The organism is Nonomuraea thailandensis (assembly GCF_024172165.1).
Taxonomy (GTDB): Bacteria; Actinomycetota; Actinomycetes; order Streptosporangiales; family Streptosporangiaceae; genus Nonomuraea; species Nonomuraea thailandensis.
On sequence record NZ_JAMZEB010000002.1, the window covers coordinates 2,914,914 to 2,929,351 of the forward strand.

The 14,438-nt window shown below is 73.8% G+C and carries 13 protein-coding genes; 9 read left to right on the plus strand and 4 right to left on the minus strand.

The genetic code is table 11. The annotated features are described in order from the left end of the window. Positions 1-35 precede the first annotated feature (35 nt). The gene (locus HD597_RS16955) at positions 36-896 is read left to right on the plus strand and encodes an LLM class flavin-dependent oxidoreductase (protein WP_253743288.1); all 861 of its coding nucleotides are present in this window, start codon (positions 36-38) and stop codon (positions 894-896) included. 74 nt (positions 897-970) lie between these two features. Next, entirely contained in the window at positions 971-1,396 is a 426-nt protein-coding gene (locus tag HD597_RS16960) for a nucleoside deaminase (protein ID WP_253743290.1), read from the plus strand. 15 nt (positions 1,397-1,411) lie between these two features. Here the strand turns inward: HD597_RS16960 and speB are convergent, their stop codons facing one another. Next, positions 1,412-2,548 (minus strand): agmatinase, encoded by a 1,137-nt coding sequence (speB, locus tag HD597_RS16965; protein WP_253743292.1) that lies wholly within the window; start codon positions 2,546-2,548, stop codon positions 1,412-1,414. Between the two features lie 37 nt (positions 2,549-2,585). On the opposite strand from speB, the gene HD597_RS16970 reads away from it, so the two are divergent. Beyond that, positions 2,586-4,043 carry a high affinity choline transporter 1 gene (locus HD597_RS16970; RefSeq protein WP_253743294.1) on the plus strand — a complete coding sequence of 486 codons (1,458 nt, stop codon included), beginning with the start codon at positions 2,586-2,588 and terminating at the stop codon, positions 4,041-4,043. Between the two features lie 81 nt (positions 4,044-4,124). On the opposite strand, the gene HD597_RS16975 is transcribed toward HD597_RS16970, so the two are convergent. Next, a complete protein-coding gene (locus HD597_RS16975; RefSeq protein WP_253743296.1) occupies positions 4,125-5,000 on the minus strand; it encodes an isocitrate lyase/PEP mutase family protein in 876 nt (291 codons plus the stop codon). A gap of 208 nt (positions 5,001-5,208) precedes the next feature. Between HD597_RS16975 and HD597_RS16980 the strand changes: the two genes are divergently transcribed. Then, complete coding sequence (locus tag HD597_RS16980) at positions 5,209-5,625, plus strand: nuclear transport factor 2 family protein (protein WP_253743299.1); 417 nt, start codon at positions 5,209-5,211, stop codon at positions 5,623-5,625. 176 nt (positions 5,626-5,801) lie between these two features. Next, entirely contained in the window at positions 5,802-6,290 is a 489-nt protein-coding gene (locus HD597_RS16985) for a MarR family transcriptional regulator (RefSeq protein WP_253743301.1), read from the plus strand. 27 nt (positions 6,291-6,317) lie between these two features. On the opposite strand, the gene HD597_RS16990 is transcribed toward HD597_RS16985, so the two are convergent. Together HD597_RS16990 and HD597_RS64510 are read right to left on the minus strand one after the other, a co-directional pair. Further along, positions 6,318-6,986, minus strand: a complete 669-nt coding sequence (locus tag HD597_RS16990) for a DUF4142 domain-containing protein (RefSeq protein WP_253743303.1) — start codon at positions 6,984-6,986, stop codon at positions 6,318-6,320. A gap of 125 nt (positions 6,987-7,111) precedes the next feature. Next, on the minus strand, positions 7,112-10,210 hold the full coding sequence (locus HD597_RS64510) for an AfsR/SARP family transcriptional regulator (protein WP_308210632.1): 3,099 nt from the start codon (positions 10,208-10,210) through the stop codon (positions 7,112-7,114). A 191-nt stretch (positions 10,211-10,401) separates the two neighbouring features. Here HD597_RS64510 and HD597_RS17005 point away from each other — a divergent pair, with 191 nt between their 5' ends. The 4 genes from HD597_RS17005 to HD597_RS17020 all read left to right on the plus strand — a co-directional run bounded on the left by HD597_RS17005 (position 10,402) and on the right by HD597_RS17020 (position 14,433). Then, the gene (locus tag HD597_RS17005; protein ID WP_253743305.1) at positions 10,402-11,409 is read left to right on the plus strand and encodes a M23 family metallopeptidase; all 1,008 of its coding nucleotides are present in this window, start codon (positions 10,402-10,404) and stop codon (positions 11,407-11,409) included. Positions 11,410-11,451: 42 nt separating this feature from the next. Continuing rightward, a complete protein-coding gene (locus tag HD597_RS17010; protein WP_253743307.1) occupies positions 11,452-12,888 on the plus strand; it encodes an N-acetylmuramoyl-L-alanine amidase in 1,437 nt (478 codons plus the stop codon). Positions 12,889-13,034: 146 nt separating this feature from the next. Next, positions 13,035-13,880: an alpha/beta fold hydrolase gene (locus HD597_RS17015; protein WP_253743309.1), complete on the plus strand. Its 846-nt coding sequence runs from the start codon at positions 13,035-13,037 to the stop codon at positions 13,878-13,880. Next, positions 13,873-14,433 carry a TetR/AcrR family transcriptional regulator gene (locus HD597_RS17020; RefSeq protein ID WP_253743311.1) on the plus strand — a complete coding sequence of 187 codons (561 nt, stop codon included), beginning with the start codon at positions 13,873-13,875 and terminating at the stop codon, positions 14,431-14,433. The genes HD597_RS17015 and HD597_RS17020 overlap by 8 nt, the downstream gene beginning before the upstream one ends. Positions 14,434-14,438 lie beyond the last annotated feature (5 nt).

Here is a 14,438-nt window from a genome sequence, read left to right on the forward strand (position 1 = left end):
CAGCTCCGGGCCGCCGCCTCGATAGCCTTCCTGCCATGCGAATCGGGGTGAACGTGCCGAACTTCGGGCCGGGGACCGGCCCGGCCGTCCTGCGCCGCTGGGCGCGGACGGTGGAGGCGCTCGGCTACGACCTGTTGATGATCTCCGACCACGTCGTGGTGACGCCCGACGTGGCCGAGCAGTATCCGGCTCCGTTCTACGAGCCGTTCACCACGCTCTCGTGGCTGGCCGGCGTCACCGACCGGATCAGGCTCGGCACCTCGGTCCTCATCGTGCCGTACCGCCACCCCCTGCTCATGGCCCGGATGGCGGCGAACCTCAACCGTTTCAGCGGTGGCCGGCTCGTCCTCGGCGTGGGCACCGGCTGGGCCCGCCAGGAGTTCGACGCGCTCGGGGTGCCGTTCGAGCGGCGCGGGCGGCTGACGGACGAGCACCTCGCGGCGATGCGGGCCGCGTGGGCGGACGAGGACGACTACCGTGCCGGGCCGATCCCCATCTGGGTCGGCGGGAACGGCGAGGCCGGGCTGCGCCGGGCGGTGCGCCTGGGTGAGGCGTACCATCCGCTGCGCACGACGCTCCCGTGGCTGCGGGACGCGGCGCAGCGGCTCAAGGGCGTCGCCGGCGAGCTGGGACGGCCGGCGCCCGCGCTGACCCCGCGCATCGTGCTGCGGCTGACCGGCACGCCGGTCACCGGCCCGGAGCGGCGCGCGGGGGAGGGCACGATCGGCCAGATCGTCGAAGACCTGGAGGAGCTGCGCGCGCTCGGGGCCGACACCGTGGTGCTCGACCCGTTCGACGGCGACCCCGCCGAGACGCTGCACCCGGCGACGGCCTGGCACGCGCTGGCCGCCGTGGCCGACCACTGGAACCTCGACCAGCACGACCGACCGGCCTGAACCCTCACGACCGACCGGCCTGAACCCGCACCACCGACGAGCCCGCACTCGCACGACCGACCAAGGGAGCGACAGTGACACCTCAGGAGGAGACCTTCCTGCGCAGGGCCATCGAGCTGGCCGCCAAGTCCCGCGCGAGCGGCGACGCCCCGTTCGGCTCCCTCCTCGTGGGCCCGGACGGCGACGTGCTGGCCGAAGCGCACAACACCGTCACCAGCGACGGCGACATCACCGCCCATCCCGAGCTGAAACTGGCCCGGTGGGCGGCCCGCGAGCTGGACCCGGCCACCGCCGCGGCCACCACCATGTACACCAGCTGCCAGCCCTGCGACATGTGCCGGGGCGGCATCGAGCGCTCCGGGCTGGGGCGCGTGGTCTACGCCCTGTCCAACGAGCAGTTCGCCCGGCTCAAGCCCGGCGGCGGCTGGCCCAGCGTGCCGCAGGAGGGGCCGGCGCTGTTCGAGGAGGCACGCGTCCCGATCGACGGCTTCTACCACTGATCGTCCGGGCGGCCGTCACGGCGTGGGCCCCCACGCGGCGCGCGGCCGGGCAGCCGCCTTACGGCCCAGCTTCCCGGCCCTGACCTGCACGGCCAGGCTGTCGAGGATGACCCGGGCGCTGAGCAGCGCCGTCTGCTCCGCCCAGTCGTACGGCGGCGAGCACTCCACGACCTCGATCCCGGCCAGCCCCGGCTCGGACACCAGCCGCACGAGGTTCAGCGCCTCCCGGGGCAGTAGCCCGCCCGGCTCCGGCCAGCCGGTGCCGGGGACGAACCCGGCGTCGATGACGTCGATGTCGAAGGAGAGGTAGACGGCCTCGGCGCCCTGCCAGGCGATCTCCAGCGCGGTCTCGGCGACGCGCTCCACGCCGACCCGCTCCACGTCGCCCACCGTGATCACGGTGGTGCCGCGCTCGCGGCCGACCTTGACCCCGGCCCTGGGCGCCTGCCAGCCGCCGATGCCGACCTGGACGAGATTGGTGGCGGGCGCGTTCCTGATGTTGGTGGCGTGGAACCACGGCGTGGTGTGCATGCGCTCGTCGAGGTCGGTCTCCTGGGTGTCGACGTGCCGGTCGAAGTGGATGATGCCGATGTTCCCCTCGTGGTGCGCGGCGAGCCCGCGCACCGTCGGGAAGCCGATCGAGTGGTCCCCGCCCAGCACCACCGGCATCGTGCCCTGCTGGACGACGTGGCTCATCGCCTGGCTGATCTGGTCGAACGACTTCTCCAGGTTGCCGGGGATGGTGAACACGTCGCCGATGTCCACCAGGTTGAGCTGCTCGCGCAGGTCCACGCCGAGCTCGTAGCTGTAGGTGCCGAAGAGGTTCGTGCTGCGCCGGATGCCCTGCGGCCCGAACCGCGTGCCCGGCCGGTACGTCGCCCCCGCGTCGAGCGGCACCCCGAAGACGGCGACCTCGGCGTCCCCCACCTCGTGCACGTCCTCCACGTACGGGCACTTCAGGAACGTGCCGCGTTCGCCCGCGAAGTGCGGCAGCTCCCCTCGGGCGAACGTGGGGATCGTCCGGTCCGTGAGGGTGGGCGCGCCCGGCAGCCCGTGAGCCAACGCCCGTTCGAGCTCCTCCTCCCGCCGAGCCGTCGGGATTTCCGCCTCCGCCCGCTGGGCCCAGGCGCCTTCTTGGTTTACGTTGGCCATGATCTGAGTCTTCGCTCGCAACGATCGGCTGTCCAGCATGGTCATTCTGGGTGTCGCGCTCGCCATCGTCTCCATGATCGTCGTCGGGCTGCTGGTGGCCCGGCGTGTCGCAGGCGACAGCAGGAACTTCCTGGTCGCCGGTCGCAGCCTGGCCCTGCCCGTGGTCGCCGCCACGCTCATGGGCCAGGCCGTCGACACCAACGCCACCCTCGGCGCCACGGACCTGGCCGCCGGCCTCGGCTTCTGGGCCGGAGCCGGGCTGCCCCTCGGGCTGGCCCTGTGCCTGCTGCTCACCGGCCTGTTCTTCGCCCGGCCGATGAACCGCATGGGCCTGACGACGCTGCCCGACTTCTTCCGGCTCCGGTACGGCAGGGCCGTCGAGGTCGCCGCCGCGCTTCTGATGATCGCCGCGTTCGCGATCCTGGTCGCGGGGAACCTGGTGGCGGGCGGGTTCCTGTTCGAGCGTTTCCTCGGGACGTCGTACAGCGGGGGAGTGCTCATCATCGTCGCGGTGGTGCTGATCTACACGCTCGCGGGCGGGCTGCTCAGCGACGCCTACACCTCGATCGTGCAGATGCTCATCACCGCGACCGCCGCGTTCGCCCTGCTGTTCTGGGTGGCCGCCACCTTCGGGCTGCGGCCCGCGCCCGGCGCGGGGCCGTTCGACCTCGGGCAACTGTCCGATCCGGGGCAGGGCGCGGTCGTCAACTGGGCCACGCTGGTCGCGCTCGGGATCGGCGACATCGTCGCCATCGACTTCATGCAGCGCATCTTCGCCGCCCGCTCGCCGGACGTCGCCCGCCGCGCCTGCTTCATCGCCGCCGCCGGCACCGCCGTGATCGGCGTGCCGTTCGCGCTGGTCGCCGTCGCCACCGGCCAGGGCCTGCTGGCGCTGCTCGACGGGGCCGCTCCGGCCGGGCTGAGCGTGCTGGTGCTGGCGGGCATCGTCAGCGCGTCGCTGTCCACGGCCGACGGCGCCATCCTCGGCACCGCCGCGGTCGCCGTGCGCAACGTGGGCTCGGCCCGCCGCGTCCACCGGCCAGGCCGGGCCGACCCGCTGCTGCGCGCCACCCGCTGGGCGATGCTGCCCGTGGTCGGCGGCGCGGTGCTGCTGGCGTTACGGGTGCCGCAGACGGGCGTGCTGCTCACGCTGGCGTTCGACCTCATGCTGGCCTGCCTCGTCGTGCCGTTCGTGCTGGGCCTGTTCTGGCGGCGCGGCTCCGCGCCCGCCGCGCTGGCCGCCCTGGCGGTGGGCCTGGTGGTGCGGCTGGTGCTGTTCGCGCTGACCCCCACCATGTACGGCGCGCCCAACACGCTCCTCCACGTCCCGAACACGCTGGCCGGCGCGGGCTTCGACGGGTGGCCCACGTTCATCGCCCTGGGCGCGTCGCTGATCGTCTACGTGGGCGTGGCGCTCAGCACGGCGCCGGCCGGGATCCGCGGCGTGGACCTGCGCATGGAGGAGACTCGGGCGGAGGCGGCGCCCTCGCCCTGACCCGTCCCCGGGAGGTCCGGGACCGACCCGTGAGCGGCCGTTCCCGGGGGTCCGGGACCGACCCGTGCGCGACGACCGTGCTCAGGGGGTGCGGTACCGCTCCTCCAGCGCGGCGTGCTCGTCGAGGCCGATCAGGTGGTTGAACGCCTCGAACGTGATCATGTTCTCGATCGCCGGGCCGGTCTCGCCCAGGGTGGCGAGCGTGCGCAGGTAGTCGTGCATGCCCTTGGCCGCCGCGAACGCCGCGCCCACCGAGAAGAGCGCGAGCGCGTAGCCCATCTCCTGCAGCCCGCGCACGTTCACCAGCGGGGTCCTGCCGCCCTCGATCTGGTTGCTGAGCACCGGGACGACGCCGCGGAAGGCCTCGCAGACGCGCCGCATCTCGGCCTCGCTCTCCGGGGACTCGATGAACAGCAGGTCGGCGCCCGCCTCGTGGTAACGCGCGCCGCGCTCCAGCGCCTCGTCCAGGCCCAGCTCGGTGCGCGCGTCGGTACGGGCGATGATCATGAAGTCGGGGTCGCGCCGCGCGTCCGCCGCCGCCCTGATCTTCTGGACCATGTCCTCCGTGGCGATGACGTGCCGGCCCAGCATGTGCCCGCAGCGCTTGGGGAAGGTCTGGTCCTCGATGTGCAGCGCCGCGGCGCCGGCCGCCTCGTACTCGCGTACGGTGCGCCGCACGTTGAGCGGGTTGCCGTAGCCGGTGTCGGCGTCGGCGATCAGCGGCAGGTCCACGGCCTCGGCGAACGCGGCCACCCGCGCCGTCATCTGGGTCAGCGTCAGGTAGCCGACGTCGGGCCTGCCCAGCAGACCGGCCGAGGTCTGGAAGCCGCTGAGGTAGATCGCCCGGAAGCCGAGCGCCTGGGCCAGCCGGGCGCCCGTGCCGTCGTACACGCCGGGCGCCACCAGGATCTCGGGGTCGCCGATCAGCTCCCGCAACCTGGTCGTGTGTCGTGTCATGTCCCTGCCCCCCGTAACCGGCCCTTACCCGCGCCATGCCGCGGGTATCCGGCGGCGGCCAAGGCGCTGGGCCAGGCGATCCGGGACACCGCGCATGCCCGGGCGGCGGCGCGGTTTCCCCTGTGCGCCCACGAACTGTTGGCGTGGCCAACGAATTGTTGTATAGTTAGTGGCGTAAACGTTGGTGACCCCAATGAAAGAGGATGACATGTCCACGGACACTCTGATCGCCGACCGGATCGAGATCGCCGACCTGTTCACCCGCTTCGCCCTCCTGCTCGACGAGGGGCGGTGGGACGACGCGGGCACGGTCTTCGCCGACGACGTGGCGGTGCACTCGCCGCGCGGAGGCGAGCTGCGCGGCCTGGGCAAGGTCGTCGAGTTCATGCGGCAGTCGGAGGTCGAGGGGCAGCGCGCCCAGCACACGACCACCGACCTGCTGGTGGACCTCGACGGCGACCAGGCGGACGCCTCGGCGAACTCGCTGGTGCACTACTACCGCGACGGCCGGGCGCCGCACTTCACCGGCGGCCTGCGCCTGGCCTCCACCGTGGTGCGGACGCCGGCGGGCTGGCGGCTCCGCGAGGTGCGGATCACGCCGGTCTGGACGCGCGCGGAGGCGTGAGCGGGCTCTGAACGTGCGGAACCTGCGCGTGTACGGCGGCGGGAAGCGCGGACCTGCGCCCGGACCGCCCGCGGCCGGGCGGCGCAGGACGGCTCGCCCCGCCGCCTGCCCGCCCGAGGCCGTTCGCGCCGCTGAGCTCTCCGGACGACAATGTGCGATGTGATGAGGGTTGACGCGTGAACGGCAGGGTCACCGGGGCGCTCTCCGAGGACGACCCGGTGGTGGAGGCGGTGCTCACCGCCAGTCGCGCCCTGGTGGGGGTCGCGGCCCGATCGATCGCCGCCGCGGGCGGTGACGTGACGCTGCCGCAGTACCGCGCGCTCGTCCTGATGGCGGCGCGGGGCCCGCAACGGCTCATCGACCTGGCCGACGCCCTGGACGTGAACAGGTCGACGGCCACCCGCATGTGCGACCGGCTGGTGGCCAAACAGCTGGTACGGCGCAGCCGCCTGCCCAGCGACCGGCGCACGCTCAGGATCGCGCTGACCGCGCAGGGTCGCGCCCTGGTGGACGGCGTGACGCAGAAGCGCAAGGCCGACCTGGCGCGCATCCTCAACCAGCTCACGCAGGAGCAGCGGGCCGCCGTGGTGGCGGCGCTGTCGGCGTTCGCGGAGGCCGCCGACGAGAAGGAGGTCCCCGCGCGGGCCGACGTCCCTGAGCTGTGAGACCTCCGGCGGGGAGGCGGGGGGCGGTCAGGAGGGCGGCGTGGGAAAGCTCGCCGGTGTGGTCAGGCCGGTGCTCTCCAGCAGCCGCTGGTGGTTGAGCACGGCGGCGTTGGCCTGCTCGGAGAAGCGGCGGACCAGCGTGTTCTGGGTGCTGCCGCGGACCGTGCCGATCAGGGGGAAGATCTGCCCGTGCGCCAGGCGCAGCCACTTGACGTACGTGGTGTCGTAGGCGGCCCCGGTCCTGCCCGAGATGTCGCTCATCCAGGCCTGCTGCTGCGTGGTGGGCTTCACCGGCAGCTTGACCTGCAGCTTGGCGGCAACGTCGCGGACCTGCCGGTCGAGCGTGTGATGCTGGGAGGCGATCTCCCCGCTGATCTGGCGGACGCGCGCGGTGGCGGCGCGCTGCACCGCGTCCTGGGCCATGGGCATCTCCCACAGGCTCGCCAGGCGGACCTTGCGGATGAGGTCCCGGTCGGCCTCCGACAGCGGGCCCCACTCGGTCTGCCGCGTCCCGCCGTCCTGCTCCTCCCCGGCCGGGGTGGCGGGCGGCTCGGTCGTCTCCGTGCCGACGGCGGCCGGCACCGTGCTCACCGCGGCGGTGTCGGAGGTGGGCGTGGGCGTGTAGCCGGCGCAGGCGGTCGCCGAGCAGAGCAGGCCGAGACCGCAACCGGCCAGGACGCGACGGCTGAGTCGCATGCACCGTCACCCCTTCCGGGTTCTGGGGCGTGCCTTCGTGCGGCACTGGTCACTCATGGATACGCCGCGAGGCGGGGAAGCGTTCATGCCTCAGGCAAGAATTGCCTGGGGCAAGACCGCGGCGGCTACGCGTGGGCCGCCGCCGAGCGGTCCTCGCGCAGCTCCCTGCGCAGCTCGACGGCGCGGTGCAGGTAGCGGGAGGCCAGCGTGGCACGCCCGGCCGAGCGGTAGAGCTCGCCCAGCGTCTGGAACGTCGCCGCCTCCCCGCTGCGGTCGCCGAGCTGCTGGAAGATCGCCAGGGACGCCTGCAGGCGGTCGGAGCCGTCGGACCGCCTGCCGTTGGCCGCCTGCAGCCCGCCCAGGCTCTGCATCGCGTACGCCCCGCAGTGCCGGTCGCCGAGCCGCTCGAAGATGTCCAGCGCCCGCCCCTGGAACCGCATCGCCTCCTCGGCGTCGGCCTTCATGTCGTGCAGGCGGCCGAGCTGCATCGACACGCATCCCTCGCGGTGGGTGTCGCCGAGCTCCCTGGCCAGCCGCAGGGCCTCGGTCAGCCACCTGGACGCCTGGTGCGGATCCCGCAGCGACAGGTGGATCCGCCCGATCGCCTGCCGCGCGTACGCCTCGCCGCTGCGGTCACCGACGGCCAGGAACATGGCCAGGGCGTGCCGGAAGGAGCCGAGCGCCCGCAGGTGCTCGCCGGAGAACTGGCTGACCGCGCCCAGCCCGCAGATCGAGATGGCCTCGCCACGCGGGTCGCCGAGCTCGCGGAAGAGCGCGCGGGCCCGCCTCAGCATGTCGCCCGCCTCGGCGTAGCGGTCCTGGTACAGGCACACCTGGCCGAGGCCGCGCAGCATGGCGGCCTCGCCGCGCCGGTCACCCGCGGCGCGGGCGCTGTCGAGGGCCAGGCGGTGCGTGAGCCGCCACTCCTCCAGGCGGCAGTGCAGGTCGAAGTAGGGGACGAGGGCGGCGGCGAGCCCCCACGCCGAGGCGGCCAGCCCGGTGCCGGCGGCCAGCCGCACCGCCTCCACCAGCGACTCGCGCTCGGCCTCGAACCACGACAGCGGGTCGGCGGTGAGCCGGGTGAGCGTGTCGCCCGGCAGGCTCCAGGAGGCGGGCTCCTCGGGCGTCAGGCTGAACAGGGTGGTGGGCAGGCGGGCCGCGGCGTGGCCGGTGGCGCTGGCCCAGCCGCCGAGCACGCGGGCGAGCGCCTGCCGCCCGGCCTCGTCGTCCGCGTGCTGCCTGGCCTGGCAGCGCATCAGGTCGTGCAACTGGTAGCGGGGCTGGCCGAGGGCGTCGGTGCCGGCCAGGCGCAGCAGGCTGGCGTCCACGAGCGAGTCCACGACCGCTTCGGTACGGGCTCGGCCCAGGACGGCGTCGGCCACCCAGCCGGGCACGGAGGCCGGGCCGAGCAGGCCCAGCGCGTGGAAGGTGGTGGCCGCCTCGCCGGTCAGGCGCCGGGTGCTGCGCTCGAACGAACCGCGCACCTCCAGGTCGCCGGCGCGCAGCTCGTCGAGCCTGCCGGCCTCGTCGGCCAGCCGCTGCTGGAGCACGCTGAGCGGCCAGTTGGGCCGGCCGGCCAGGCGGGCGCCGGCGATCCGGACGGCCAGGGGCAGGTGGCCGCAGGAGTCGAGGATGTCCAGGGCCGCCTGCCGGTCGGCGGCCAGCCGCTGCGGGCCGACGATGCGGCCGAGGAGCTGCTCGGCCTCGCCGGGCGGCAGCACGTCGAGCTCGACCAGCAGCGCGCCGGGCAGCTCCGTGATGCGCCGGCGGCTGGTGATCAGGACCGCGCAGCCGTTGCCCGGCAGCAGGGCGCGCACCTGGGCCGCGTCGGCGGCGTCGTCGAGGAAGACGAGCATGGGTTGCTCGGCCAGCAGGGAGCGGTAGAGGGCGGAGCGTTCGTGCACGGTGGGCGGCAGGGCGGCGTCGCCGACGCCCAGCGCGCGCAGCGCCTCGGCCAGCAGGTCCGCCGGGTCCGCGGGGGCGGGGTCGGTGCCGCCGAGGCACAGGTGCAGCTGCCCGGCCGGGTAGCCGGACCGAACGGCGTGGGCGCAGTGCACGGCCAGCGCCGTCTTGCCGACGCCCGGGGGCCCGACGACCACGGCGATCGACGGCGGCCCGTCCGGCTGCCGTTCCCCGGCCGCGAGGGCGTCCGTCAGCGCGGTGACCGCGGTGGCCCGGCCGGTGAAGTCCGCTATGTCGGGCGGGAGCTGGTAAGGCCGCGGCACACCCAGGCCCGCTCCGGCCTCCAGACCCGCACCCGCTCCCGGTCCCGCTGCTCCCGGCCCCGCACCCAGTCCCGGCCCCGCACCCGGTCCCGGCCCCGCACCCGCGCCTGCGCCCGGAGCCGGGTCCGGGCCTGCGCCCGTGTCCGGACCGGAGCCCGCACCCTGATCGGCGTCTGTGACCGCGCCCGGGCTCAGGTCCACCGCTGCCCCGGGGCCCACCCCCGAGCCCAGGCCCGGGCCGGTGCCGAGGGCGGGTTCGTCGAAGTCCTCGGCCAGGACGCGGGCATGGGCCTCACGCAGCTCCTGACCGGGCTCGATGCCGAGATCGTCCACGAGCTGACGCCGGATGACGGTGTAGGCGTGCAGCGCCTCGGCCCGCCTGCCGCCACGATGCAGGGCCAGGATGAGCTGCTGCCACAGATCCTCCCGGTACGGATGCTCGCCGATCAGCTCCCGGAGGTCGTCGATGGCGGAGGCGTGCTCGCCCACCGCCAGCTTGGTCGCGACCAGCTCCTCGGCCGCCCCGAGCCGGGCCTGGGTGAGCGCCCGCAGCCGCGCGTCCCAGGCGGGGCTGGCGGGCAGGTCGCTGAGAGGTTCGCCGCGCCACAGCGCGAGCGCCTCGCGCAGGTGCGCGGCGGCCTCCTCGGTACGCCCGCCGGCCCGCGCCCTGGCCACCAGGTCCTCGAACAGCAGCAGGTCCAGCCGCTCCGCCGCCACCTCGACCGCGTAACCGGAGGGGTGGGCGGCGATGCCGGCGCCCGCCGCGCCGAGGACCCCGCGTAAGGAGCTCACGTACGTGCGCAGGTTGGCCGTGGCGGACGACGGCGGGTTCCCGGCCCACAGGACCTCGACGAGCGTGTCCGAGCCGACCACCTGGTTCGCGTCGAGCAGCAGCGTGGCCAGCAGCAGCCGCGGCTTGGGGCCGCCGACGCGAACGCTCCGGTCCGCGGCCCGGACCCGTAACGGCCCGAGGACACCGAAGGCTGGTTGATCAACCACTATGACCGCACCTACTCCTTGGCTGGAGGTGTTGCAACCATTGCCGGGTTGAGCCTTTATACCGATTTTGGATGTTCTTTGTACGCCGTACTCGCAATCTTGACCCCCAGCAAGCGCACGTCGAGAGATCCACTTGATCATGATCGGCGCCGGGCGGGTCCCCGTCCCGGAGCCGTACGGAAAGGATCCTTATGCGACCCAGCAGGGTGCTCACGGTGGGGTTCGTCCTGGTGTGCGGCCTCGCCGCCGGCCAGGCCGCCTCCGCCGCCCCGACGCCGGCCCCCTCCCCGTCCGCCACGCCGTCCGCCACCCCGGCGGCCACGGCGACGACGCCCGCGCCGGACCCGAACGACCCGCCGGACCAGGTCGAGGTGCCCGAGGTCTCGACGCTGGCCGCGCCGAGCTTCCAGCTCCCCTTCCCCTGCGGCCAGAGCTGGACGGGCAACTCCAGCGCCAGCAGCGCGCACCGCTCGTACGAGATCGACTTCAACCGCGGCAGCACCGCCAACGCCGACCTCGGCGACACCGTCGTGGCCGCCGCGGCCGGCACCGTGGTCATCTCCGCCCACCAGGGCTCCGCGAACGGCTACGGCAACCTGGTCAAGATCGACCACGGCGGCGGCTACACGACGTACTACGCGCACCTGAACACGCGCTCGGTCGCCGCCGGCGCCCAGGTCGCCCAGGGCCAGAAGATCGGCACGCTCGGCAACACCAGCAAGCCGGGCAACAACATCAGCCCGCACCTGCACTACGAGGTCCGCCAGGGCACCAGCTACCCGAGCAACGTCCGCAAGGCCGTCTTCAACGGCGTCACCTTCGGCTACCCGAACCAGACGCTGACCTCGAAGAACAAGTGCGGCGGCGGCACCACCAACCCGCACACCGCCACGTCGGTCTGCGGCGCCGGCTACAAGGTGATCGACTCGGCCGCCCTCGGCACGGCGGGCACCGCCTACCTGCTCTACAACTCCGCCAACGGCAACAACTGCGTGGCCACGATCAAGAAGTCGTCGCTGGGCAAGGCCACCGCCACCAGCGCGTACCTGGAGGTGCAGGGCAAGACCCGGGTCACCGACAGCGGCAGCTTCGCCTACTACGCGGGCCCGGTGCGCGCCGCGGCGGCCGGCAAGTGCGTCAAGTGGGGCGGCAAGGCGGGCACGGCCTCCTACGACAGCCCGTTCGAGCACTGCGGCTGACGCGCGTCCCCCCGAACGAGACTTCCTGAGGAGAGAACCACTGTGCGAGCCCGACTGCGCCGCTCAGCCGTGCTGCTGACCGGCGCGCTGATCCCCGCCTCGCTGCTCATGGTGAGCCCGGCCGCGGCCACGTCCGCCGACGGCCCCGTGTCCGCGGCGTTCGCGCGGGCGGCCGCCACCTACGAGGTGCCGCGCGACCTGCTGATCTCGCTCGCCTACGCCGAGACCCACCTGGACGGGCACGACGGCGAGCCCAGCGCCAGCGGCGGCTACGGCGTGATGCACCTGGTGGCCTCCCGCACGCTGGAGCGCGCGGCCACCCTCACCGACCAGCCGGTCGCCGAGCTCAAGAGCGACGACGCCGCCAACATCGCGGGCGGCGCCGCCGTGCTGCGCGCCCTGGCCGACGAGGCGGGCCTGGACGCCGCCGCCCGCAAGGACCCGGCCCGCTGGTACGGGGCCATCGCCCGCTACGGCGGCGCCGCCTCCGCCGACGTGGCCCGCCTGTACGCCGACACGGTCTACGACCTGATGGCCGAGGGCGTGCGCGCCACCAGCACGGGCGGCGAGAGCGTCACGGTCAAGCCGCGCGCCGTCGAGCCGGACCGCGGCGCGTACGCCAAGGCCAAGGACCTGGACGGCCCCAGCACGTTCGCCGCCTCGACGGACTACCCGCAGGCCGCGTGGGTGCCGGCGAGCACCGCCAACTACGCCGTCTCCAGCCGCCCGACCAGCGACAAGATCGACCGGATCGTCGTCCACGTGGCGCAGGGCTCCTACGCCGGGACGATCTCCTGGTTCCAGAACCCGGCCGCCAAGGTCAGCTCCCACTACGTCGTGCGCTCCTCCGACGGCGCCGTCACCCAGATGGTCAGGGAGAAGGACCGCGCCTTCCACGCCGGTGAGTACAACCGGCGCTCGGTCGGCATCGAGCACGAGGGCTTCGTGGACAACGCCACGTGGTTCACCGACGCCATGTACCGCTCGTCGGCCGCGCTGACCCGCAACATCGCCGACCGGTACGGCATCCCCAAGGACCGCACGCACATCGTCGGCCACAACCAGGTCCCCGGCACCGACCACACCGACCCCGGCGGGTACTGGAACTGGACCACGTTCATGCGGTACGTCACGGGCGGCAGCGGCGGCACCACCAACCCGCACACGCCCGAGTCGGTGTGCGGCAGCGGCTACAAGGTGATCGACAGCGCCGCGCTGGGCACGGCCGGGACGGTCCACCTGCTCTACAACTCCGCCAACGGCAACAACTGCGTGGCCACGATCAAGAAGACCTCGATCGGCACGGCCACCGCCACCAGCGCGTACCTGGAGGTGCAGGGCAAGGCCAGGGTCACCGACAGCGGCAGCTTCGCCTACTACGCGGGCCCGATCCGCGCCGCGGCGGCGGGCAAGTGCGTCAAGTGGGGCGGCAAGGCCGGCTCGGCCGTCTACGACAGCCCGTTCGAGCACTGCGGCTAGGAGGGACGGACAGTTCGGCGGGCGGGTGCGGGCGCAAGCCCGCACCCGCCCGCGGCATGCGGGGCCGGCGCGTACCCCGGCCGGTACGCACGGGCGTGCCCTCCGGGGATTGACGAGCCACAGCTAAAGGCATTAGCTTACTAGCTATGGAGATAAACCGTGAGTTCCTGGACCTCGAAGGCGGCCGGCTCGCCTATGACGTGACCGGGCAGGGCCCGCTCATCGTGCTCGCCCACGGCATGGGCGACAACAGGGCGGCCTACCGCGCGCTGGCGGCCGAGCTGGTGGCCGCCGGGTTCCGGGTCGCGACCACGGACCTGCGCGGCCACGGCGAGTCCAGCACCGGCTGGCCGTCGTACACGCGCACCGACGTCGCCGGCGACCTCCTCGCCCTGATCAGGCACCTGGGCGGCCCCGCCGTGATCGTGGGCCACTCCTTCAGCGGCGGCGCGGCCACCATCGCGGCGGCCCAGGAGCCCGGCCTGGTCAGTGCCATCGTCGAGATCGGCCCGTTCACCCGCGCCCAGCAGGTGAACCTGGGCGCGCTGTTCTCCGACGCCCGCTACCGCAAGGGCATGACCCTGCTCATGGGGGCCGGCCTGTTCCGCAGCGTGGGGGCGTGGAAGCGCTACCTCGACCACGCCTACCCCGGCGCCAGGCCCGCCGGGCACGCCGGGCACGTCGCCGCCTTGGAGGCGGACCTGCGCCGGCCGGGCCGGATGGCCGTGGTCAGCCGGATGGGCACGTCCGCACCCACCGACGCGGGCGCCCGGCTCGGCGACGTCCGGTGCCCCGCCCTGATCATCATGGGCACCCTCGACCCCGACTGGGCCGATCCCGCGGCCGAGGGCGAGGGCATCGTGGCCGGCATGCCGGCCGGGACCGCGCGGCTGCACCTGGTCGAGGGCGCCGGTCACTACCCGCACGCGCAGTTCCCCGCCGAGGTCGCCGCGGCCGTCCTGGGCTTCCTCGGGGCCGGCCGGCGTGGCTAGGGCGGCACTGTCGGCCGGCGCCATCGTCGACCTGGCCCTGCGCGTCGTCGACGAGGGCGGGCCCGCGGCGCTGACCCTGTCGGCGGTGGCCGGCGCGGCGGGCGTCGCCCCTCCCTCGCTCTACAAGCACGTGCGCAACCTCGCCGAGCTGCGGGCGCTGGTGTCCGCGCGGATCATCGGCGAGATCGCCGACCAGGCCGGCGAGGCCGTGCTCGGCCGCTCCGCCGACGAGGCGGTCCGCGCGCTGATGACGGCGTGGCGGGCCTACGTACGGCGCTGCCCGAACCGTTACGCCGCGCTCGTCCAGAGCCCCGAGCCGCGCACGGCGGAAGCGGGGGCGCGCCTGCTCACCATCATGTCCGCCACCCTGCGGGCCTACGGGATGAAGGACTCGGCGGCGATCCACGCGGCCCGCTGCCTGCGCGCGGCCGTCCACGGGTTCGCCGTCCTGGAGGCCGAAGGCGCCTTCGGCCTGCCCGAGGACCTGGAGGAGAGCTACGACCTGCTGATCCACATGGTGATCGCCGGGCTGCACACCCCTTCGGGCCGTTGACGGCG